This window comes from Tsuneonella sp. HG222, from assembly GCF_053819185.1.
Map to the genome: position 1 here is coordinate 810,508 of NZ_JBSOQZ010000002.1, position 19,332 is coordinate 829,839.

Consider the following 19,332-nt stretch of genomic DNA (forward strand, 5'->3'; position numbering starts at 1 on the left):
CGTGATGTTTAGGATGGGGTGAGCGCCTGCATCGGGGCAGGCATGGCCCTCGCGTCGAGGCTGTTGCCATAGAGTCCGAACAGGACACCAGTAAAGAAAACGCCCGCAAAGAAACCCAGGGCGAAGACAACGCCGGTCTTGCCTGCCTTGGCGTAGAAGGTGCCGATCTTCTTGAGAGTTGCGATCATCGGACAATCATACAGGAAGACCCCGCCACACGCTAGGCATGGCGGGGCTTCCAGGGAACGTAGAATTAGCAGCCAGCAACGCTCGAGGACGTGGCAGTCTGACAGGCGGCCAGCTCGTCGCCGGTTGCCCGAAGCGAGTCGTTAACCTTGTCGCCCAAGTAGAGCGCGCCACCAGCAATGCCGGCACCGACGATGGCGAGGATCAGAGCGTATTCGGCAGCAGCAGCGCCGGACTCATCACGGACGAACGAACGAAGAAAATTGGTCATGGTATTTCCCCTTTTTGGCCGCACTTAACGGCACCTTGTCCAAAGGCTCCGGCATCTATTTCCGGTTAGCCAGTGCAGGGGGCTTGGACTTCCCGAGCTTCAGCCCTCTGACGCCTAAAAGCATCAACATAACGCCCGAGTCGGTCAACAAGCTGTTAACGCGGTTTGCACTCTCTCCGGTTTACAATGACTTAGACCGTCAATTTCCTGCCAACTGTAGTTAACTCACATGACGGAGCCCGCCATGCCGCTGACCTGTGCCTGTATTCTGGCCGCGTGGGCAACCGCGCTTGCGCCTACGCTGTTCGTGCTGGCGGTGCGCCCGGGAGGTCTGCGCCTTGAACCTTGAGCACCCGCCGCAGCCGCACAGCGGCGACATGGCGCAGATCCGGCTGCTCGGTGAGCAGATCGCCGACGCGGCGATCGTGCGGTTCAACGCGCAGAATCCGCCAGGTCCCGCAAAAAGCGACCTGCACCCACTGGTGAAATGGCTGGTCGGGGCGATCGCCGGGTTCGGCTCGGCGGCGCTGATTGGTCTCGGCTTCTGGCTCGTCACGTCGGTCAGCCAGATGCAGGTGACGCTGGCGCGAATGGACGAACGCCAGGTTGCGCAGGGCCCGCAGCAGGCCGCGCGGTTCACCGAGATCGAGCGGCGGGTGACGCAACTCGAGGGTTATCACAGGAGCGGGGGACGATGACGCGCAAGACCATCTTCGACGCCGTGCGGCGGATGCTGGGCCGCGGCTTCCGGAACGACGAGATCGCCGCGCTCGATGCGGCGATCGAGGCTGCCGAGGGCCGCGCGGTGCCCGACGTGCCGAGCGAGCCCGAGCAGGCCTTCACGCCGCGAGCGGTGGGGCCCGAGGGGCTGGCGCTGATCAAGCGGTTCGAGGGGTGCCACAAGGTCCTGCCGAACGGCGCGATCGAGGCCTATCCCGATCCGGGGCCGAGCGGGCTGCCGATGACTGTGGGTTGGGGCAGCACGAAGGGGCTCGACGGCAAGCCGATCCCGCTGGGCACGCTGTTCACCCGCGCGCAGGTCGACCAGCTGTTCGAGCGCGACACGGCCAAGTACGCCGGCGAGGTCGCGCTGGCACTCGGCTCGTCGCTGGCGGGCACGAGCCAGGCGCAGTTCGATGCGCTGGTCAGCTTCCACTACAACACCGGGGCGATCGGCCGCGCGACGCTGACCAAGCTGCACCGCGCCGGGCGCTTCGCCGAGGCGGCGGCTGAGTTCGCCCGCTGGAACAAGGCCGGCGGCAAGGTGCTGCGCGGCCTGGTTCGGCGCCGCGCCGCCGAGGAAGCGCTGTACCGGAGCGGGTCATGAACAGCTGGCCGCCGAAGGACTGGCGCGCGATGGTCGCGCTGCTCTTCTCGGTACTCGGTGCGGCGGTGCTGACGCTGGTCGCGGTCTGGCTCTGCTGGATTCTGGCGAGCGGCAACTGGTCGGGCGCGACCGAGGCCGGCCGGGCGCGCACGATCGGCGCGGTGGCGGTGGTCTCGATCGTCTCGGTGGGGCTGGTTCTGATCGGGCTCGGCTTCGCCATCAACCGCCGCAGCCTGTCCGCCCGCTGGGGCAACCGCTCGCTCGACTGGGCGGGCGGGGACGAGGCGCCGCCGTCGACCCCCGCCCAAGCGGCGCAGGCCACCGCCGCAGCGGCCGAACAGCGCGCCGACGAGATCGCCTCGCAGGTGCCCGACGATCCCGAGGCGAGCCGCTGAGCAATCCTATAGCGAAAGGACCGACGATGACGTTCGAGATCTACCGCGCCCGGCGCGGCCTGTTGCTGCGCCCGCAATGGTGCTGGCGCCTGCGAGCACGGAACGGCCGCATCGTCGCCACCAGCGGCGAAGGGTACAACAACCGCGGGGACGCCGTGGCCATGATCAACGCGATCCGGGCCGAGGCGCCGTCGGCTTCGACGAAGGGGCCGCGGTGATGCCCGACTGGATCAACCCCGCGCTCTGGCCGCTGAAGGCCAAGCTGATCGCCGGCGGCCTGGCGCTCCTCGCCGCCGCGGCGATCGTCGTGATCAAGGTGGCCGACAACCGCGACCGGCGGATGATCGAAACCGCGCAGGACAGCGGCGCGGCCGAAGCGGTCGCGGCCGGCCACGAAACCACCCTCGACCAGTTAGGAGAAGCAAGTCATGCGGAAGCAGCTCTCAATCGCGGCGGCGAGCGCAATGCTGTGCGTTATCGCCAGTGCCTGCTCGACAGCGACCGTCCCGGCGCCTGCGAACGTCTTAAGCCGCTCTAGCTGGTGCCAGGGCGACGAGCTCGTCCGCTACGCCCCGGCCGACACAGCGGGGCAGGACGACCCGGGCAACCGGTTCGACACCGATCGGACCGTCGCGTGGCTGCAGGCGCACAACGCGCGGCTGCGCGCGGCCTGTCCCAATGCAGGTTAGGCCGAGTCCAGCGCCTCGACCTTCTCGAGCTCGGAAGCCTTTTCGACGCGGGTCTTGGCCAGGTCGTAGGTCTGCTGCAGCGCGAGCCACTTTTCGGCGGACGTGCCGAGCAGGCGACCCAGCTTGAGAGCCATCATGGTCGACACGCCAGCCTTGCCGGAAAGTACTTTGTGAAGCCCCACGCGCGACATGCCGAGCCTGTTGGCAAACGCAGTCTTCGAAAGGCCGGTTTCGGGTATCACCTCTTCCCGCAGAATTTTACCGGGATGATCGGGAATGTCGCGAGTCTCAAGGGATGTCGGACTGTGGTTCATGGGCCCAAGGTCCGGCACAGCTTTGATTCGGTCAACAATTTTGCCCGGAAAGGATGTCGGGACGCCGCCGCTATCGGTCGAGCCTCGGCGGGGTGAACCAGCCCTGTGCGTCGGCTGCTTCCGTGCGCAAGACCTGGCCGATCCGGTGGCACAGGTGCTCGGGCACGATGCGCGCCGGCGGTTCGCCTACCGTCGGGCAGCAATCGAGATCGTCGGCCAGGCCCGAGGCGCCGGGCTCGGGCGTTTCGTCCTGCCAGGCCGTCCAGCGGCAGCGCGTGCAGCTGACCGCCTTGCGGCCGAGCGTGTCGGCGACGACTTCGAGCGCACCGGTCTTTTCCTCGAGCCAGCACAGCGGGCATGCCGGTGCTTGCGCTTTGTTCCGTGTCTGTTCCATCTGGGTCATGGTCCGCCACAGCCTCGATTCGGTCAACGACTTTGCCCGGCAAGGCTATTACCTGCGCATCCGCTGCCTGCGCCCTGAGTGCGGCCGCGACGTCGACGCGCACCCGGTGGCGATGATGACCGAGCACCGGTTGCGCGGCCGGATGCTACAGATCGAGGTGCTGGAGGAGCGGCTCAAGTGCCAGCAGTGCGGCCACCGCGGCGCGCACATTACGCCGAGCGTGGGTACGTGATCGAGAGGGGGAAGCGCACCGGCCGGGTTCGCTTCCGCCCGGTGCGCCATTCATCGTAAAAGATTTCCGCGTTCGACCGTTCCCGCGTTCGGCCGACAAACTGTAAAACCGTTGTTAAACGGCAATTCCGCTTGGCGATCCGCCCACGGAAATGCACAAGCGGCAGCGGCAGACCGGCCTCTTCGCAATCAACCCGGTCCGGCCTGCTAACGCAACTTGGTAATGTCGCGTTCTCGATCTGGCACGCTGGGCAAGTTCGTTCCCTGCCCAGCGTGCCACTTCGCGCTGGCTGTCATCGGGCCAAATCGGAGCAGTCGCGCGCGACCGCCTGCTTTGTGTCCCAGCGGCGGACGTAGATTGCCGAGCCGCCGGCAAGCTGCCGGCATGAGAGGTTCACCCCGCCCGCACGGACGATCGCCAGCGTGCGCCCATACCGGTCCTTGCCGATGCGCTGGATCGTCAAGTCCTGCCCGGCGATCGCTGCGCGCAGCGAGTTCGTGGCCGCCGTCGGGTCACCCGGCGCGCACTGTCGCCCCGGCCGGCAGTGGCCGGCCGTTTCGGGCGCATCGATCCCCAGCAGTCGGACCCGCTCCTCCCCGCATCGCAGCGTATCGCCGTCGGTGACCGAGCATGCTGCAGTCAGCGGCTCTGCCGCGGGAAGGGGCGAGCAGGCGGCGCAGAGAAGAGCGAGGATCATGACGGGCAGAACTGGCATGGCGGGCGCTTAGCAGCCGCGTGGAAACCCGTCGAATTGCGGGCCAAAAGGCTGGGCGATTGTGTAGCTCACAAACCCACGGTAGGTCGGCCCGATGGACCGGCGGACTATTGCAGGAACGATCTTCGGGACGCTGTTCGCTGTGGGAGCGCCAGCGGTGATTAGCGCCCTCACTCTTGCAGCCGAGTCCCCCTACAGGGATATAATCCTCGTAGCGGGCATGATTGCGTCCGTTGTTGGAATCGCGGGTCTCGTGGGGATGCTGTTTATCCCCGCCAAGATCGGAAAAAACGAGCGGCCGGCCGGCACCTCCTATACCGTTAGTAACACTGGCTCGGGGTTCGCACTCGGCCACGGTACGGTCAATGTGGGGCAGCAGCGCTTCGAGTTAACCGACGAGGTTCTCGCAGAGATTGCGGGCGACCTTGATCAGGCCCGTCCTGTCTCCCTATTCTGGAGAGATACAGGGCGAACCCCAAAGGTGGTTGCTCGTCTCAAGGAGTATCTAAAGGCGAGCGGCTTTCAACTTGGCGCGGAAACGAGCTTTGTTGAGATGACCGGCGTGAGCTTCGAAAAGCCCATACTGGTTAGTTCGAACGGCTTCCAATTTGGCGGACTTACCATTTTAGGCGGCTGCCAGGCCATCGGGATTGACGCCTCTGCGGCCTAGTTGGGCCGTGCTTCCTCGGATTTTGATTCCCCAGCTTTCCTAGCCGCTCATTGAAGTGCTTCTCGTCATCGTCGCACTCAATCTCGCGCGGGGCGTCTGGAAATTGTCGAGCTGGGGCTTTTTCTGGGTCACGACCAAGGTTCGCCAAGTCGCACAGGATACGGATGGACGTTCGCGGCGGAGCCGGACTGGTTAGCCACGACAAAGCGCAGACTTCCGCGATTGTGCCATTCCTGTCACCCCTGCCATTTTCCCGGCTTTTCATGCGGCAGCGCCGGCGCTGCGGTGATCCGACCCCCGCCTCGACCGTGAAGTCGCCGAAACTTGCCGGCAATCTGCCTAGGCCGGCCAGGTCAGGGCGATCATGGGCACGCCCACGACGATCACCAGGATGGAAAGCGGCAACCCCAGGCGCCAGTAATCGCCGAAGCGGTAGCCCCCCGGCCCCATGACCAGGGTGTTGCACTGGTGGCCGATCGGGGTGAGGAAATCGCAGGCCGCGCCCACCGCCACCGCCATCAGAAACCCGTCGGGCCGGTAATCGAGTCCCTGGGCGAAGCCGGCGGCGATCGGGGCCATCACCAGGACCGTCGCGGCGTTGTTGAGAAACGGCGTCAGGGCCATCGCGGCGACCATGATCAGGGCCAGCGCCCCGATCGGCGACATTCCCTGCGCGAGTGAAGCCAGTCCGTCCGCGATCAGGGTGGTGCCGCCTGTGTCCTGGATGGACTGGCTGACGGGGATCAGCGCGGCGAGCATGATCAGGATCGGCCATTCGACCGCGCTGTAGGCCTCGCGCAGGGGGAGGGCCCCGATCATTACCGTGGCGGCAGCCGCCCCGAAGAAGGCAATCTGCACCGAGATCGCCCCCACAGCCGTCAGCGCCATGGCAACGCCAAGGATGAGCAGTGGCAGGATGCTGCGCGACAGCCCGCCCAGGCGGACCTCGCGTTCGGCCAGGGGCAGGCAGTCCAGTTCGCGCAGGCGCCGTGGCAATTCGCTCTCGACCCCCTGCAGCACGATCAGGTCGCCGGCGCGCAGGTTGATCGCGCCCAGCCGTTCGGTGAAGCGCACGCCGCTGCGGCCGACGGCGAGCAGGTTGATGCCGTACCTCTTGTGCAATTCTATCCGGCCGGCCGCTTCTCCCACCAGGATGGAATTCGATCCGATCACCGCCTCGATGATCCGCAACTCCTCGCCCGAAGTCTCCGGGTCCAGGTCCCGGTGCCGCCCTTCCAGGGCGAGGCCCATGTCCGCGACCTTGCGTTCCAGCGCCTGCGCTTCGCCGTGCATCACCACGATGTCGCCCGGCTCCAGAACAAGCGCGGCATCGGCATCCAGCCGCGACCCGGCGCGAAGAACGGTCGTGACGGCGGTCCCGCCATCGTCGTCCACGAGGTCGCCCAGCGTAAGCCCTTCGGCCCGCGAACCTTCCTCCACCATGGCTTCGGTGACGTAGGACTTTTCGGCCAGCGCCTCGCCCATCCCGATCGCGGGAACCTGGCCGCCCGGCAGCAGACGATGGCCGACGGCCAGGAACGCCACGCCCACCAGCGCGAGGGTCGCGCCGACCGGGAAGAAATCGAACATCGCGAAGGGCTGGCCGGTCATCTCCTCGCGCAGGCTGGCGACGATGATGTTGGGTGACGTCCCGACCAGCGTCATCAGCCCGCCCAGGAGGGCGCCGAACGCCATGGGCATGAGATAGCGGGAGATCGGCACGTCGAGCTTGCGTGCCATCTGGAAGGCGATCGGCATCATGATCGCCAGTGCACCGATGTTCTTTACGAATGCGCTCATCAGGGCGACCGCCGCGACGAGCATGATCAACTGCGCGGTGAACGATTTCAGCAGCGGCGAAAAGCGCGCAACGATCTGCTCGATCACGCCGGATCGGGCGACGGCGGCACTGACGACGAGTGCGCTGCCTACGATGATGACGATATCGTCGGAGAAGCCGGCGAAGGCCTTGTCCGCCGGAACGACGCCGGTCAGCAGACCCCCGATCAGCCCGGCGACTGCCACCAGGTCGTAACGCCACCGACCCCAGATGAACAACGCTATCGTACCCGCAAGAACTGCGAAGCTCATACCCTGCTGAAATGTCATCTGGCCCCCGGTTGGTCGCGGTGCAGGGAACGTGGCGCTGCGGCAAAGGCTCCCCGATACATCAAAGGCTCGTCAGTTTGTGCCGGTGCCCTCCGTCCAGCAGGGGAAGGCGCGCGCGTTCACTCCTCCGCATTCATGCGCAAACAGTCTTCGCGGCACGGCGCGATCAGCCGCGCGGCGCGGTCCCATCCGGCGTGTAGCCACCCCTCGATGGCAGCCCGGTCGGCCAGGACGACCGGCATTGTTTCGCGCCCGATCCCGCGCAGCAGGGCGTTGGCGCGGCACGTGACAAGCGCGAAGCTCGGCACCTCGCTGTCCTTCCACACGCCTGCCAGGGCCAGGAACGATCCCCCGGCGCCGGTAAACCAGTGCCGGATGCGGCGGCCCTCCACGTCGATCGCGTCGCTCCATTCCATGAAGGCGGTGGCCGGGATCACGCAGCGAAATTCGCTGTTGCGCAGGTTGCCGACCCAGAACGGGCTGTCGGGATTGCGCACGCTGGCAATCGCGCCGCGCCCTTCGGCCGCCGCGCGCGGCGGCGGCGGCACACCCCACAGGCGCGGAACCAGGCGGCGCGGCTGCCCGGGCTGCCGTGGCCCGGCGACGAACTCGCGCCCCGCGGTGATCACCGGCGCGAAACAGCCGGGCGCGACGTATCCCCCGCTCCACGGGTCGGGTCCTGCCTCGGCCCCGAACGCGCCCGCCACGTCTGCCGCCGCGGCATCGAGCCGATAGAGCATCGTCATGGCTGGACTGTCTGCCCGCGCGCCCCTAGTGTCCACGGCATCCCCGGGGAGCCAGCGAGTCCGTAAGGACGCCGGCTGAGAGGGAGGGCTCGCATCCTCCGACCCGTCGAACCTGAACCCGTTAGCACGGGCGGAGGGAGTGGGCGGTTTCGCATCCGGCACTCTCTCCCGCGTGAGGAGAGCATTGCAATGGCCGACATCAACAGTCCCCTCGAAATCGGCGTGACCACCGGCCCCATTCGCGGCAGCCGCAAGATCCACGTCGGGCCGCTCGGCGTGGCGATGCGCGAGATCGACCTCGAGCCTTCGTGCGGCGAGCCGCCGGTGCGGGTCTACGACACGTCCGGCCCCTACACCGACACCGCCGCCAGCATCGATATCATGGCCGGACTGCCGCAACTGCGGCGCCCCTGGCAGCTCGCCCGCGGCGACGTGGAGGAATACACCCCGCGCGAGGTCAAGCCGGAAGACAACGGCCAGCTCGGGCCCGACCGGTCGGGCGGCGTCCCGGCCTTTCCCAACGTCGCGCGGACCGTGCTGCGGGCCAAGCCCGGCGCCAACCTCAGCCAGATGCACTACGCGCGCCGCGGCATCGTCACGCCCGAGATGGAATACGTCGCCACGCGCGAGAACATCGGCCGCGAGTTCGTCCGCCGCGAGCGCGACGGGAATTCCTGGGGCGCCGAGATCCCCGAGTACGTGACTCCAGAATTCGTCCGCGACGAAGTGGCGCGCGGGCGGGCGATCATCCCCTCCAACGTCAACCACCCGGAAGCCGAGCCGATGGCCATCGGCCGCAACTTCCTGGTCAAGATCAACGCCAACATCGGCAACTCCGCGGTCGCTTCCAACGTCGCCTCCGAAGTCGACAAGATGGTCTGGTCGATCCGCTGGGGCGCCGACACCGTGATGGACCTCAGCACGGGCCGCAACATCCACGACACGCGCGAATGGATCATCCGCAACAGCCCCGTCCCCATCGGCACCGTGCCGATCTACCAGGCGCTGGAAAAGGTCGGCGGCATCGCCGAGGACCTGACGTGGGAGATTTTCCGCGACACGCTGATCGAGCAGGCCGAACAGGGCGTCGACTACTTCACGATCCACGCCGGTGTGCGCCTGCCCTACATCCCGATGACCGCCAAGCGCGTCACCGGCATCGTCAGCCGCGGCGGCAGCATCATGGCGAAATGGTGCCTGGCGCACCACAAGGAGAGCTTCCTCTACGAGCGCTTCGACGAGATCACCGAGATCATGAAGGCCTACGACATCGCCTACTCGCTGGGTGACGGCCTGCGACCCGGCTCCATCGCCGACGCCAACGACGAGGCGCAGTTCGCCGAGCTCTACACCCTGGGCGAGCTGACGAAGCGCGCCTGGGCGCAGGACGTGCAGGTGATGATCGAAGGGCCCGGCCACGTGCCGATGCACAAGATCAAGGAGAACATGGACAAGCAGCTTGCCGCCTGCGGCGAGGCGCCGTTCTACACCCTCGGGCCGCTCGTCACCGACATCGCGCCCGGCTACGACCACATCACCAGCGGCATCGGCGCGGCGATGATCGGGTGGTTCGGCACCGCGATGCTCTGCTACGTCACGCCCAAGGAACACCTCGGCCTGCCCGACCGCGACGACGTGAAAGTCGGCGTGGTAACCTACAAGCTCGCCGCCCACGCCGCCGACCTCGCCAAGGGCCACCCGGCCGCCAAGGTCCGCGACGACGCCCTGAGCCGCGCCCGCTTCGAATTCCGCTGGCGCGACCAGTTCAACCTCAGCCTCGACCCCGACACCGCCGAGCAATACCACGACCAGACCCTGCCGGCCGAAGGCGCCAAGACCGCGCACTTCTGCAGCATGTGCGGGCCCAAGTTCTGCTCGATGAAGATCACCCAGGAGGTGCGGGAATTCGCGGCAAAGCAGAACTCCGACAGCTACCTCGCCGCCACGGTCCCGGTCGAGAATGCCGAGGCCGGCATGGACGAGATGAGCCGCGTCTACGAGGAAACCGGGCGCGAGCTGTACATCGGCCAGGGCGACCGGGAGCATGACTGACGGGCCCAAGAGCGAAAAGGTAAAGGGGCCCGCCTCCTACTTCCCCTCGATCGAGGCGAAGTACGGCCAGCCCATCGCCCACTGGCAAGGCCTAATCCGCGCGCGGCTGCCGGCCAGGCACATGGAACTGGTGACGTTCCTCAAGGACGAATATGGCATGGGCCACGGCCACGCGAATGCGTTGGTGGCTGCGACGCTGGCGGAAGGTTAGGACGGGGGCGCGCCCGAGGTGAATTCCGCTGGCGCGACCAGTTCAACGTCAGCCTCGATCCCGCACCGCCGAGCAATGCCACGACCAGACCCTGCCGGCCGAAGGCGCCAAGACCGCGCACTTCTGCTTGATGTGCGGGCCCAAGTTCTGCTCGATGAAGATCACACAGGAAGTGCGGGATTTTGCGGCGAAGCAGAACTCGGAGAGCTATCTCGCCGCCACGGTGCCAGTCGAGAATGCGGAGGCCGGCATGGACGAGATGAGCCGCGTCTACAACGAAACCGGGCGCGAGCTATACATCAGGCAGGGCGACCGGGAGCACGACTGATTTAGACTGACCCCAAAGCCGTTCAGGGAGGAAGGACTAGAGAAAGCGCAGACGTCAGTTGACGAATTGGCTAGGCTGTAACATCCCTTCTTTGATTTAGGATGGGGCCGGAGGATTCAGTGTCTCGGAAATGCGATGTATATACGGTGTTTATCGCCTCACCCTCCGACTTAACAGACGAACGGGTTGTTATTCCTGAGGTGATCAATGACTGGAACGCTGCGCATGGCCTTCCCAACAATATCGTGTTCCTTCCGATCAAATGGGAAACTCACGCAACGCCGCAATTGGGAGAGCGACCACAAGAGCTGATAAATCAGCAGATCCTTAGAGATTGTGACTTACTCGTCGCACTTTTCTGGACCCGCATTGGTCAAAGCACAGGAAAGGAAGAAAGCGGGACTGTCGAGGAAATCAAAGAGTTTGTTAACAAGGGAAAACCAGCGTTGCTGTATTTCTCTGAGCGCCCAGTACCCCCCAACAAGATTGATGCCGAACAGCTCGGTAGATTGAATGCGTTTAAAGACGAAATAAAGTCGCAGGGCTTGATTGATACATTCTCCGATCTTTATGATTTTCGTGCTAAACTTTCACGTCAGCTAGGCATGACAATCGGGCGTATCGTATCGGAGAAAGCAAAAATACCGAAGACAAAAGCAGCGGCGATCAAAACCGCTTACACTCCAAACTTGACCGACGATGAAATTCGGAATTGGCTGTTCAAAGCGTTTGCGATCACCGCGAAAGAAGATGGATCATCAAATTTGTCCACTTTTGCCGGCTATTTAGCTCGGTACACTCCTGTAGACTATAAAGCTTTGGGCTTTGCGAAATTGAAGCCATTTCTAGAATCCCACGAAATGTTCGATTTTGAAGTGATCAGTCCGACGCATCAGTTGGTACGTCTAAGGCGATAGGCCGCGAAGTTGCGCGTGGCGACCGTCTGTGGGCGCTAGCGAAAGATGCGACCGTCCGATACATCAACGTAAACGCGGTTGCTCGTCGTCATGCCTCCGCAATAAGTGAAATAGATTGGTTCGTTCCGATGATTTGATGATTTTACCCAGCCGCCCATTTCCTCAAACTCGGCTGCTGTACAGGTGCCATCCGCAATGAGTTGATTGGCGGCGGTCAAAAAAGCTTCCCGATGCAAATTAAAATCGTCCGATTGAGCAATCATGGCTTCGTCGACACTTGCGGTATCCGCCGGATCGGCGGGTCGCACTTCTGAAAGCTTTGTGCGTTCAATCCATTCCGCGAATTGACCGTTGGTAATCCCATTGGTCTCCGCGCATTCAGCTGATCCTTCGTCGACATACTCACTACGACCATCCGCACAGCTCGCGTCGTAATATCGCGATACCCGGACCCATCCGTCCTTTTCTTCTTCCGGTGTCACACCCTCTCGGAAAAACAAACGACCAACGACCCCACATTCCCTGGACGCACATGTGTGGCGTTCGGCGTATTGCTCGGTCACCCACAGTTTCTTTGTGTCGTCTTCGCTGCGTTGTTCGACATCGTCCGTACTTGACGAACCACAGGCCGTCAGTCCAAGCGCTATACAAGTAAAAAGTCGTTTCATCATTCTCCCCTCTCTCCCCAAGTCTTAGCTAAATGAGATTGCGAAACAAGCACGCGGAGCGGCGCGTGTGGGCATAGACTAATGGGCATTTGGCAAGTGCTGAGCGGAATCATTTCCCCACTCGCCCAACTCCCGGTCCAGCGCCTGCAGGAAGCGCGAGCGTGCAGGTGACCTTTTGGCCGTCTCCGCCTGCGGCTCCGACTCCCTCCTTGCGGGGTGGAGCCGGCCCTCCCCCGCTCCCCCCTAAAGGTCCGTCAATCCCGGCGCGCAGGTCGGTCATGATGGCGCGGGTGGCGCCGACGTCTCGGCGCGCCGCCGATGCTGGCGGCGTCGAGGAGCTTGCCTGTGTTGCGCCAGCACGGTCGCGTCCGCCTTCAGCGCGCGGTCCGCGAGGAGGAGCACGCGATAACGCTCGCATCCTCCCCATTCATCCCCATCTCGGACCCACACGACAACAACCCGAGAGAGGAGACCCGCAATGCAGGTCCAGTTCAATTCAGACAGCAGCGTCATGGGCACCGAGAACGTCGCCGAGCGGATCGAGGCGGCCGTGCGTACCAAGCTGGCGCGGTTCGAGGATCGGCTGACGCGGCTCGAAATCCATGTGCGCGACGAGAACGGGGCCAAGGGTGGGGCCGACGACAAGGCCTGCACGATCGAAGCGCGGCCGGCGGGTGGCCGGGCGATCGGCGTTACCGAGCACGCCGCCACCGTCGACGACGCGGCGCGCAAGGCGGCCGGCACGCTCGCCCAGCGGCTCGAACGGCACTTCGGCAAGGCCGACCGTCACGACCATGACCCGCGCCCCGAAAAGGCGCTCTGACGCGCGGGCAGGCCCGGGCGTCTAGCGCTCCACCCCCGCCGCCCTCAACTCCGCCCCCAGCCGCCCGGTCAGCCACAGCCACCACATGCGAAAGTCGGCGGCGAGGCTCCACAGCGGATAGGTGAAGGTCGCGGGTCGGTTCTTCTCGACCGTGAAGTGGGCGAGCCAGGCGAAGACGTAGCCCGCCAGCGGCATCGCCAGCAGCCACCAGTACCGGCCCGTCACCAGCGCGAACGCGGCCAGCGCGACCACCAGTGTCGTCCCGACGTAATGCAGCGCGCGGGTGACGGGGCGCGAGTGCTCGCGCAGGTAGAATGGCCAGAACTCGGCGAAAGTGGCGTAGCGGGTTCCGCCGGTTTCGGGCGTGGGCGGGGCGGCGGGGTCGGTCATGGGCCAAGCCTGAGCCGATTAGAAGCCCGGCGCAACCGGAGCCCTGCGTGCAGAGCGATTACGGGTCCTTGCTGACCGCGTTGACGTTCTCCTGCCCCTCGACCGCATCCTCGCCCAGCTGGCCGTGTCCGTGGTACGCCGCGTTCGACTGGCCCCCGTGGAAGCCATGCTTGCCCGCGTCCTTCGGCCCCACCGGTCCGCCGCCGCCCGCGCCGCGCTCATCCTTCGGGATCAGGCCCTGGTTGGCGCCGTCGCCGCGGCGGGGGGCGGCACCGCCGGCGTCATCGGAGCGGGGACCGGGCATCGCGGCTTGGGGGGTCTTCGCCTTGCCCATGGTCAGTCGCCCTTGTCGCCCTGGTTGCGTGGCTTCTTCGTCTCGGAATGACGCTTCACGTCCTGGCGCAGTGATTTGGTCTGGTCGTCGCTCTCGCCGAAGGTGCCGTCTTCGTTGCGCCGCTGATAGCGCTTGTCGCCCTCGTGGGGCTCGATCAATTCGCGTTCGCCTGCGGACATCGCTGCTCTCCTCGTTGGTGCGGTTCCTGTCCCGATCAATTCGCCAGCGAGTCCCCAGGTTCCTGAATCGATGCGAAAATCGTCGCGCACAGGAAGGGCACGGAGCGAAACAACTTTCCTACACCTCGGCGCCTGTGGCTTATGCTCGCCGATGGACGCCCCCGAAACCTCGCCGCCGCCTGGCCGCGCGCCGTCTCGCACGCCGCGCCGGCTCAATGCCGACTATCGCTGGACCATGCCCAAGGTGCTCGCCTTTCTCGAGGCGCTCGCCACCTGCGGCAGCGTGGCGCAGGCGGCGCGGGCGGTGGGGATGAGCCGGCAATCCGCCTATCGCATGCGCGCCCGGCTGGCGGGCACGCCGGTCGCCGCCGCGATCGAGGGCGCGCGGCGGCAGGGCATCCGCGCCCGGGCCGCCGCCAGCGCGGCGCGCAACCGCTCCCGCTGGGACGGGGAAGGGCTGGGCGAGTACCTGGCCAGGCAAGGCGCCGCGCGGGCCCTGCAAGGCGACACTGTGCGGCCGCAAGGCGACGCCCCGAAGCCTCAAGGCGACACCCCGGAGCGGCAAGATCACGCTTTGGAGCGCAAGGCGACAGAATATCCCCCGGACCGTGTAACACCCGGTCCATGTCGGCCCCGGCCTCAGGGGTCAGCTACGGCGCAGCGGGCAGGCGCGCCTTTGGGACTCGCTAGCGGGGCCGCGAAGGCGTATCGTTCGCGCCGGGTCGGCCCTACGCTGGGGGAACGACCATGATGCTCGGCCTGTCGCTTGCGCAATTCACCGTGTTTCACACCGCCATCAGCCTGGTCGCCATCGCGGCCGGGGTGATCTTCTTTGTCGGGGTCATGCGGGGGCGCTGGAGCCGCACCGTCAACGGCGCGTTCCTGCTGTTCACCGTGCTGACCAGCGTGACCGGGTTCATGTTCCCGCCCAAGCCGATCGGGCCGCCGTTCGTCTTCGGGGTCATCTCGCTGGTGCTGCTGGCGATCTCGCTCTACGCGCTTTACGGCCGCTCCCTCGCCGGGCGCTGGCGGGGCACGTTCCTGGCAACCGCCCTGGTGGCCCAGTGGCTCAACATGGTGGTCCTGGTGGTGCAGAGTTTCCAGAAAATCCCCGTGCTCAACGCGCTGGCCCCCGCCGGCAACGAGCCGCCGGTGCTGATCGTGCAGACGATGCTGCTGGCGGCGGTGGCCTATACCGGGTGGCGGACGATCTGGCGGGGCCAGAGGCCCGCGCCGGTGTCCCTGGCCTGACGGACGTGCGGCACGCCGGTTTCGAACCCCGCGTGCCGCACTCCGGCCGGCGTCAGGCGCCGCCGCTCACGCCGAGGACCTCGCCGGTGATCCAGCGCGCCTCGTCGGAGGCGAGGAAGACCGCGGCGAGGGCGATGTCGTCGGGATGGCCGACGCGGCCCAGCGGGGTCTGCGCGACGATCTGGTCGGCGAAGTCCGAGCCTTCAACGATGCCCGCGGCATCGGTCCCCTCGGTCATGGTCATGCCCGGCGAGATCGCGTTCACGCGGATGCGGCGCGGGCCCAGCTCGCTCGAAAGGACGCGCGTGATCGCGTCGACCGCCGCCTTGCTGGCCGTATAGAGCGAGGCGCCGGGCATCTTCATCCGCGTGATGTTGGACGATATGTTGATGACGCTCGCCCCTTCCGCCAGATGCGGCACGGCGGCCTTGGTGACATTCAGCAGGCCGAGGACGTTGATGCCGAACATGCGATGATATTCGAGCGGGTCGAACTCCTCGATCGGGGCGAAGGCATAGACCCCGCTGTTGTTCACGACGATGTCGATGCGGCCGAATTCGCGCCTGGCGGCGTCGATCAGCTGCTGCGCCTGGTCGGCATCGGAAACGTCGGCTTTTACCGCCAGCGCCTTGCCCCCCGCGCCCTGGATTGCGGCGACGGTCGCATCGGCACCGTCGCGGCTGCTGGCGTAGTTGACGATGACCGCCGCCCCCTGGGCGGCAAACGACCTGGCGATCGCTGCGCCGATGCCCTTGGATGCTCCGGTGACGACTGTGACCTTACCCTCGAGACGAGACATGATGTTTCCTTTCCTAGGCACCGGGCGGCCATGCGGCGTCCCATCAGTGCGATAGTTCAGGAATATGGAACTATTGAACCTTGCGGCAAGGGGGCCTATGTAAATTTTTGTCATGCGCCCGTTCGTTCATCCCGCTGCCGACGCGATTTCTCCGCAGGCGATCCTGCATGCGCTTTCCGATCCGGAGCGGGCGAAGATCTATGCCGAGATCGCGGGCCTTGGCTGCGTCCAGGGATGCGCGAAGCTCGCCGATACCGGGGAACGGGTCATCCCGAAGTCTTCGCTGTCACAGCATTTCCGCGTCCTGCGCGATGCGGGCCTCATCCGATCGGAGAGACAAGGCGTCGAGATGCGCAACTACGCACGGTGCGAGGAAATCGATGCGCGGTTTCCCGGGCTGCTCAAGGCCATCATGGGAGCCTACGCGGCAAGTCCGCCCTGCTGAGCGCAGCGCCCCAGCCCTGCCCACGAGGTCCCCCGGCAAAAGCCACTGCCTCTCGGGAACCGGCGGCAAGATAATGCGCTGATCGGTCAGATGCGCACCTTCTCCTTCGCTCTCTTCGCCATGATACTCGGGGCCTGCTCTCAGGAACCTGCCGCGCCTGCCCCTGAGGCGACGAATGCCCCCGCAGACGCGACCGCTCCCGCCCCTGCGGCTACCTCCACGTCCCTTCCCGAACCCGGTGTCAGTGGTACGTGGGAAATGACTTCCAGCGGCGAAGGCGATGGCCTGTTCTTCGGTGCGACTGAAGGCGAACCTCCTTCGATGCACCTGTTCTGCCCGCGCGAAGGCGGCCTGCTGGTCAACGTCAATTCCTTCCGCCCCGTCGGCAGCGAGGAACGGATGACGCTCGGATCAGGGGGGACGGTCGTGACCCTGGTGGCCGATCCGGCCGGAGACGCGCTCCGCGGCGGCGTAAGCGGCACCGGGCCGGTCCCGACCGATCTGGCCGCCATCCTGACCGGAGCGGACGGCGTCGCGGTCAATTACGGCGCCCAGAACCTGGGCGTCCTGCCCTCCGTGCCGCGCAACTTGGCAGACAATTTCGTTGCCGGCTGCACCGACTAGACTACGGATCTCGGCAATCGTTCACCGCATGCCAACCAGCACCCGGTCGAGCGCCTGAAGGAAGCGCGAGCGATCCGCCTTGGCGAACGGCGGCGGGCCGCCCATGGCGCCGTCCATCCCGGCGCGCAGGTCGGCCATGATCGCGCGGGTCGCGATGGCCGCGCCGATGCCGCCCGCGTCGAACTCGCGCCCGTCGTGCTTGAGCACCCGCGCACCGGCCTTCAGGCAACGGTCGGCCAGCAGGATGTCGCCGGTCACCACGATCGTCCTCGGCCCGGCGTGCTCGGCGATCCAGTCGTCCGCCGCGTCGAAGGCGTCGGAGACCACGATGCGCTGGACCCGCTCACTCACCGGCACGCGGAACGCCGCGTTGCTGACCACGCGCACATGGGCGCGGTGGCGCTCCGCCACGCGGTAGATCTCGTCCTTCACCGGGCAGGCGTCGGCATCGACCAGGATGGTGACGGGATCGGCCATTTCGCCCGCGATTAGGCGATCCGCACCTTTCGTGCTACGGTAACCCCGCTGACGTCGAACTTTGCGACGGACTTCGAGATTTGCCGACCGCCGGCGCCCTCATGGGCATCGGCGCAAACCAGACGACGACCTCCTTTTCGAAAACGATCTGACGCACGAACCGGGCCGCACTCTGCGGCTCGACACCATCGTTCTTGAAAGGAACACCCCATGGCCAAGACTGGCACCGTCAAATTCTTCAACACCGAAAAGGGCTATGGCTTCATCCAGCCCGACGACGGCTCGGCCGACAGCTTCGTCCACATCAGCGCAGTGCAGGCCGCCGGCATGCAGTCGCTCGATAAGGACCAGCGTCTCAACTACGAGGTCGAGAAGGGCCGCAACGGCAAGGAAAGCGCCGTCGACCTTTCGTCCGCCGACTAATTCCGTTTCCCCCCTCCCGTACGCGGGAGGGGGGCCACTCGCGCCGGAGAACCGATCCATGAGCCAGACTTTCGAATTCTACGACGCCCGGGCCAACGAGGCCGCTGCCGAAGCAGCCTCCGCGACGCTCGACAACGTGCGCGACCGCAACCTGCGCGCCGAAAAGACCTGGCGCGCCCTTGCCACGCAGGCCCGCAAGGTCGTGGTCGACCGTGCCAAGGCCGATAACGAACGCGCCGAACGCCGCGCCGCCGAGGCGGAAGCCGCCGAAGCTGCAGAGGCCGCCGCCGGCTGACGGGGCGTCGCCGCGGGGCAACCCCGCGGTTGCGATGCTTTCTCCAGTGCTCGGTTGCGAATGCGCAGCCAGTCCGTCGATAGGCGGGCACGAGCCCTCCGGCCGATGCGCTACTGTGGCCCACTTGCCATGAAAAGTGTGACAACTGTGCCGGTCGTACTGGCAAAGTGACGCCGTTGACGAATTCCGGTTGGTTGGGCTGGACCTCGGCACGCGTTCTCCCCACATGTTGCAGTGCAGCATCAAGGAGCCGCCAATGACCTCTAAGACTCCCACCGACCTCTGGGTCGACGCCTGGATGCTCTCGTTCGAGGCGGCCTCGGTCGTCTGGCTGCGCTCCTTGCGGATGATGAGCGGCGGCGCGATCGCTGAACGCGAGGGGCAGCGCATGATCAGCGAAAAGATCACCGCCAGCGCGATGTTCTGGCCGGCGATGATCTGGGGTGGAGCGCTTTCGTCACCCGAAGCGTTCGGCACCAAGGCTCTGGCGCATTACGCCGTTCCGATCCGTGCTAACCGCCGGCGACTGTCGCGCTCGGCTCTCTAGCCCTCCTCGCCGCACGCGGCGTTAAGCCGCTTAGAAGGACTGGGTAACCATTGGAGCGACGGGGGCGGGGACGGTCGAGGCATCGATCACCTCGATGGCCGGCGCTTCGGCAGACTCTTCGGCCGCGGCAAGCACGTCCTCGACCGCGGCCTGGGCCCGGTCGGCTGCGCGTTCGACATTCCCCTGCGGACGGAAATCCGCCGCCTGCTGGAGGCTTTCCTCGGCCTCGCCGATCCAATAGTCGGTCGCGTCCTGCTCGGCATAGGCGAGAGCCTCGTAATCGAGGTCCGGGCGGTAGGAATAGCGTTCGGGGGTCAGGTCCTGCGGCCCGCCTTGATAAATCGGACGCCAGGCATCGACGCTGACATTCGCTTCCTGGATGGACGAGGGCCAGTAATCGCGGGCGTTCTGGATCATGACCGGGCGGGTGGCGGCGCCTGCCGCCATGCCGAGCAGCAGGCCGGCAGGTACAATCAGCGCGAGGGCTTTTACGGGCTTCATCGGTGCGACTC

32 protein-coding genes and 1 pseudogene are annotated in these 19,332 nt (G+C 65.7%); 19 read left to right on the top strand and 14 right to left on the bottom strand.

Annotation, left to right across the window (positions count from 1 at the left end):
• Positions 1-8: 8 nt before the first annotated feature.
• Together ACWPMZ_RS15600 and ACWPMZ_RS15605 are read right to left on the bottom strand one after the other, a co-directional pair.
• A complete protein-coding gene (locus ACWPMZ_RS15600; RefSeq protein WP_455704978.1) occupies positions 9-188 on the bottom strand; it encodes a hypothetical protein in 180 nt (59 codons plus the stop codon).
• A 65-nt stretch (positions 189-253) separates the two neighbouring features.
• The gene (locus ACWPMZ_RS15605; protein WP_455704979.1) at positions 254-457 is read right to left on the bottom strand and encodes a Flp family type IVb pilin; all 204 of its coding nucleotides are present in this window, start codon (positions 455-457) and stop codon (positions 254-256) included.
• Between the two features lie 338 nt (positions 458-795).
• Here ACWPMZ_RS15605 and ACWPMZ_RS15610 point away from each other — a divergent pair, with 338 nt between their 5' ends.
• From ACWPMZ_RS15610 to ACWPMZ_RS15630, 5 genes are read left to right on the top strand one after another with little or no spacing between them, the layout of a single operon-like run.
• A complete protein-coding gene (locus ACWPMZ_RS15610; protein ID WP_455704980.1) occupies positions 796-1,155 on the top strand; it encodes a hypothetical protein in 360 nt (119 codons plus the stop codon).
• Complete coding sequence (locus ACWPMZ_RS15615) at positions 1,152-1,784, top strand: lysozyme (protein WP_455704981.1); 633 nt, start codon at positions 1,152-1,154, stop codon at positions 1,782-1,784. The genes ACWPMZ_RS15610 and ACWPMZ_RS15615 overlap by 4 nt, the downstream gene beginning before the upstream one ends.
• Entirely contained in the window at positions 1,781-2,179 is a 399-nt protein-coding gene (locus tag ACWPMZ_RS15620) for a hypothetical protein (protein ID WP_455704982.1), read from the top strand. Before ACWPMZ_RS15615 ends, ACWPMZ_RS15620 begins: the two co-directional genes overlap by 4 nt.
• A gap of 26 nt (positions 2,180-2,205) precedes the next feature.
• A complete protein-coding gene (locus ACWPMZ_RS15625) occupies positions 2,206-2,397 on the top strand; it encodes a YegP family protein (RefSeq protein ID WP_455704983.1) in 192 nt (63 codons plus the stop codon).
• On the top strand, positions 2,397-2,717 hold the full coding sequence (locus ACWPMZ_RS15630; RefSeq protein ID WP_455704984.1) for a hypothetical protein: 321 nt from the start codon (positions 2,397-2,399) through the stop codon (positions 2,715-2,717). Before ACWPMZ_RS15625 ends, ACWPMZ_RS15630 begins: the two co-directional genes overlap by 1 nt.
• A gap of 147 nt (positions 2,718-2,864) precedes the next feature.
• Here the strand turns inward: ACWPMZ_RS15630 and ACWPMZ_RS15635 are convergent, their stop codons facing one another.
• Together ACWPMZ_RS15635 and ACWPMZ_RS15640 are read right to left on the bottom strand one after the other, a co-directional pair.
• The gene (locus ACWPMZ_RS15635) at positions 2,865-3,182 is read right to left on the bottom strand and encodes a HigA family addiction module antitoxin (protein ID WP_455704985.1); all 318 of its coding nucleotides are present in this window, start codon (positions 3,180-3,182) and stop codon (positions 2,865-2,867) included.
• Between the two features lie 70 nt (positions 3,183-3,252).
• Positions 3,253-3,576: a hypothetical protein gene (locus ACWPMZ_RS15640; RefSeq protein WP_455704986.1), complete on the bottom strand. Its 324-nt coding sequence runs from the start codon at positions 3,574-3,576 to the stop codon at positions 3,253-3,255.
• Positions 3,577-3,583: 7 nt separating this feature from the next.
• Between ACWPMZ_RS15640 and ACWPMZ_RS15645 the strand changes: the two genes are divergently transcribed.
• Positions 3,584-3,817 carry a hypothetical protein gene (locus ACWPMZ_RS15645; protein ID WP_455704987.1) on the top strand — a complete coding sequence of 78 codons (234 nt, stop codon included), beginning with the start codon at positions 3,584-3,586 and terminating at the stop codon, positions 3,815-3,817.
• Positions 3,818-4,109: 292 nt separating this feature from the next.
• Here the strand turns inward: ACWPMZ_RS15645 and ACWPMZ_RS15650 are convergent, their stop codons facing one another.
• Positions 4,110-4,532 carry a thermonuclease family protein gene (locus ACWPMZ_RS15650; protein ID WP_455704988.1) on the bottom strand — a complete coding sequence of 141 codons (423 nt, stop codon included), beginning with the start codon at positions 4,530-4,532 and terminating at the stop codon, positions 4,110-4,112.
• Positions 4,533-4,626: 94 nt separating this feature from the next.
• Here ACWPMZ_RS15650 and ACWPMZ_RS15655 point away from each other — a divergent pair, with 94 nt between their 5' ends.
• Positions 4,627-5,202: a hypothetical protein gene (locus ACWPMZ_RS15655; protein ID WP_455704989.1), complete on the top strand. Its 576-nt coding sequence runs from the start codon at positions 4,627-4,629 to the stop codon at positions 5,200-5,202.
• Positions 5,203-5,541: 339 nt separating this feature from the next.
• On the opposite strand, the gene ACWPMZ_RS15660 is transcribed toward ACWPMZ_RS15655, so the two are convergent.
• Positions 5,542-7,311: an SLC13 family permease gene (locus ACWPMZ_RS15660; RefSeq protein ID WP_455704990.1), complete on the bottom strand. Its 1,770-nt coding sequence runs from the start codon at positions 7,309-7,311 to the stop codon at positions 5,542-5,544.
• 119 nt (positions 7,312-7,430) lie between these two features.
• Positions 7,431-8,057 (bottom strand): SOS response-associated peptidase family protein, encoded by a 627-nt coding sequence (locus ACWPMZ_RS15665; RefSeq protein ID WP_455704991.1) that lies wholly within the window; start codon positions 8,055-8,057, stop codon positions 7,431-7,433.
• Between the two features lie 189 nt (positions 8,058-8,246).
• On the opposite strand from ACWPMZ_RS15665, the gene thiC reads away from it, so the two are divergent.
• The 4 genes and pseudogenes from thiC (at position 8,247) to ACWPMZ_RS15685 (ending at position 11,565) form a co-directional block, all read left to right on the top strand.
• Positions 8,247-10,109 (top strand): phosphomethylpyrimidine synthase ThiC, encoded by a 1,863-nt coding sequence (gene thiC / locus ACWPMZ_RS15670; RefSeq protein ID WP_455704992.1) that lies wholly within the window; start codon positions 8,247-8,249, stop codon positions 10,107-10,109.
• Positions 10,102-10,320 carry a DUF4287 domain-containing protein gene (locus tag ACWPMZ_RS15675; RefSeq protein WP_455704993.1) on the top strand — a complete coding sequence of 73 codons (219 nt, stop codon included), beginning with the start codon at positions 10,102-10,104 and terminating at the stop codon, positions 10,318-10,320. The genes thiC and ACWPMZ_RS15675 overlap by 8 nt, the downstream gene beginning before the upstream one ends.
• Before the next feature lie 8 nt (positions 10,321-10,328).
• Positions 10,329-10,648 (top strand): annotated as a pseudogene (locus ACWPMZ_RS15680) (phosphomethylpyrimidine synthase ThiC); the annotation flags it as partial.
• 146 nt (positions 10,649-10,794) lie between these two features.
• The gene (locus ACWPMZ_RS15685) at positions 10,795-11,565 is read left to right on the top strand and encodes a hypothetical protein (protein WP_455704994.1); all 771 of its coding nucleotides are present in this window, start codon (positions 10,795-10,797) and stop codon (positions 11,563-11,565) included.
• 35 nt (positions 11,566-11,600) lie between these two features.
• Here the strand turns inward: ACWPMZ_RS15685 and ACWPMZ_RS15690 are convergent, their stop codons facing one another.
• Positions 11,601-12,236 carry a hypothetical protein gene (locus tag ACWPMZ_RS15690; RefSeq protein ID WP_455704995.1) on the bottom strand — a complete coding sequence of 212 codons (636 nt, stop codon included), beginning with the start codon at positions 12,234-12,236 and terminating at the stop codon, positions 11,601-11,603.
• 475 nt (positions 12,237-12,711) lie between these two features.
• Between ACWPMZ_RS15690 and ACWPMZ_RS15695 the strand changes: the two genes are divergently transcribed.
• Positions 12,712-13,056 (top strand): HPF/RaiA family ribosome-associated protein, encoded by a 345-nt coding sequence (locus ACWPMZ_RS15695; RefSeq protein ID WP_455704996.1) that lies wholly within the window; start codon positions 12,712-12,714, stop codon positions 13,054-13,056.
• A gap of 21 nt (positions 13,057-13,077) precedes the next feature.
• On the opposite strand, the gene ACWPMZ_RS15700 is transcribed toward ACWPMZ_RS15695, so the two are convergent.
• From ACWPMZ_RS15700 to ACWPMZ_RS15710, 3 genes are read right to left on the bottom strand one after another with little or no spacing between them, the layout of a single operon-like run.
• Positions 13,078-13,446 (bottom strand): Mpo1-like protein, encoded by a 369-nt coding sequence (locus tag ACWPMZ_RS15700; RefSeq protein WP_455704997.1) that lies wholly within the window; start codon positions 13,444-13,446, stop codon positions 13,078-13,080.
• Between the two features lie 58 nt (positions 13,447-13,504).
• Positions 13,505-13,750, bottom strand: a complete 246-nt coding sequence (locus tag ACWPMZ_RS15705; RefSeq protein ID WP_455704998.1) for a hypothetical protein — start codon at positions 13,748-13,750, stop codon at positions 13,505-13,507.
• A 32-nt stretch (positions 13,751-13,782) separates the two neighbouring features.
• Complete coding sequence (locus ACWPMZ_RS15710) at positions 13,783-13,959, bottom strand: hypothetical protein (protein WP_455704999.1); 177 nt, start codon at positions 13,957-13,959, stop codon at positions 13,783-13,785.
• Between the two features lie 151 nt (positions 13,960-14,110).
• Between ACWPMZ_RS15710 and ACWPMZ_RS15715 the strand changes: the two genes are divergently transcribed.
• Complete coding sequence (locus ACWPMZ_RS15715; RefSeq protein WP_455705000.1) at positions 14,111-14,710, top strand: hypothetical protein; 600 nt, start codon at positions 14,111-14,113, stop codon at positions 14,708-14,710.
• Positions 14,707-15,210 (top strand): hypothetical protein, encoded by a 504-nt coding sequence (locus ACWPMZ_RS15720; RefSeq protein ID WP_455705001.1) that lies wholly within the window; start codon positions 14,707-14,709, stop codon positions 15,208-15,210. The genes ACWPMZ_RS15715 and ACWPMZ_RS15720 overlap by 4 nt, the downstream gene beginning before the upstream one ends.
• Before the next feature lie 52 nt (positions 15,211-15,262).
• Here the strand turns inward: ACWPMZ_RS15720 and ACWPMZ_RS15725 are convergent, their stop codons facing one another.
• Positions 15,263-16,009 (bottom strand): SDR family NAD(P)-dependent oxidoreductase, encoded by a 747-nt coding sequence (locus ACWPMZ_RS15725; RefSeq protein ID WP_455705002.1) that lies wholly within the window; start codon positions 16,007-16,009, stop codon positions 15,263-15,265.
• Positions 16,010-16,121: 112 nt separating this feature from the next.
• Here ACWPMZ_RS15725 and ACWPMZ_RS15730 point away from each other — a divergent pair, with 112 nt between their 5' ends.
• A complete protein-coding gene (locus ACWPMZ_RS15730) occupies positions 16,122-16,454 on the top strand; it encodes an ArsR/SmtB family transcription factor (protein ID WP_455705003.1) in 333 nt (110 codons plus the stop codon).
• A 258-nt stretch (positions 16,455-16,712) separates the two neighbouring features.
• Positions 16,713-17,078: a hypothetical protein gene (locus tag ACWPMZ_RS15735; protein ID WP_455705004.1), complete on the top strand. Its 366-nt coding sequence runs from the start codon at positions 16,713-16,715 to the stop codon at positions 17,076-17,078.
• A 21-nt stretch (positions 17,079-17,099) separates the two neighbouring features.
• Here the strand turns inward: ACWPMZ_RS15735 and ACWPMZ_RS15740 are convergent, their stop codons facing one another.
• Entirely contained in the window at positions 17,100-17,555 is a 456-nt protein-coding gene (locus tag ACWPMZ_RS15740; protein WP_455705005.1) for a YaiI/YqxD family protein, read from the bottom strand.
• A gap of 210 nt (positions 17,556-17,765) precedes the next feature.
• Between ACWPMZ_RS15740 and ACWPMZ_RS15745 the strand changes: the two genes are divergently transcribed.
• The 3 genes from ACWPMZ_RS15745 (at position 17,766) to ACWPMZ_RS15755 (ending at position 18,820) form a co-directional block, all read left to right on the top strand.
• The gene (locus ACWPMZ_RS15745; RefSeq protein ID WP_455705006.1) at positions 17,766-17,978 is read left to right on the top strand and encodes a cold-shock protein; all 213 of its coding nucleotides are present in this window, start codon (positions 17,766-17,768) and stop codon (positions 17,976-17,978) included.
• Between the two features lie 58 nt (positions 17,979-18,036).
• Positions 18,037-18,273, top strand: a complete 237-nt coding sequence (locus tag ACWPMZ_RS15750) for a hypothetical protein (protein ID WP_455705007.1) — start codon at positions 18,037-18,039, stop codon at positions 18,271-18,273.
• A 256-nt stretch (positions 18,274-18,529) separates the two neighbouring features.
• Positions 18,530-18,820 carry a hypothetical protein gene (locus tag ACWPMZ_RS15755; RefSeq protein WP_455705008.1) on the top strand — a complete coding sequence of 97 codons (291 nt, stop codon included), beginning with the start codon at positions 18,530-18,532 and terminating at the stop codon, positions 18,818-18,820.
• A 30-nt stretch (positions 18,821-18,850) separates the two neighbouring features.
• Here ACWPMZ_RS15755 and ACWPMZ_RS15760 read toward each other — a convergent pair whose 3' ends face one another.
• Entirely contained in the window at positions 18,851-19,321 is a 471-nt protein-coding gene (locus ACWPMZ_RS15760; protein WP_455705009.1) for a hypothetical protein, read from the bottom strand.
• Positions 19,322-19,332: the final 11 nt, after the last annotated feature.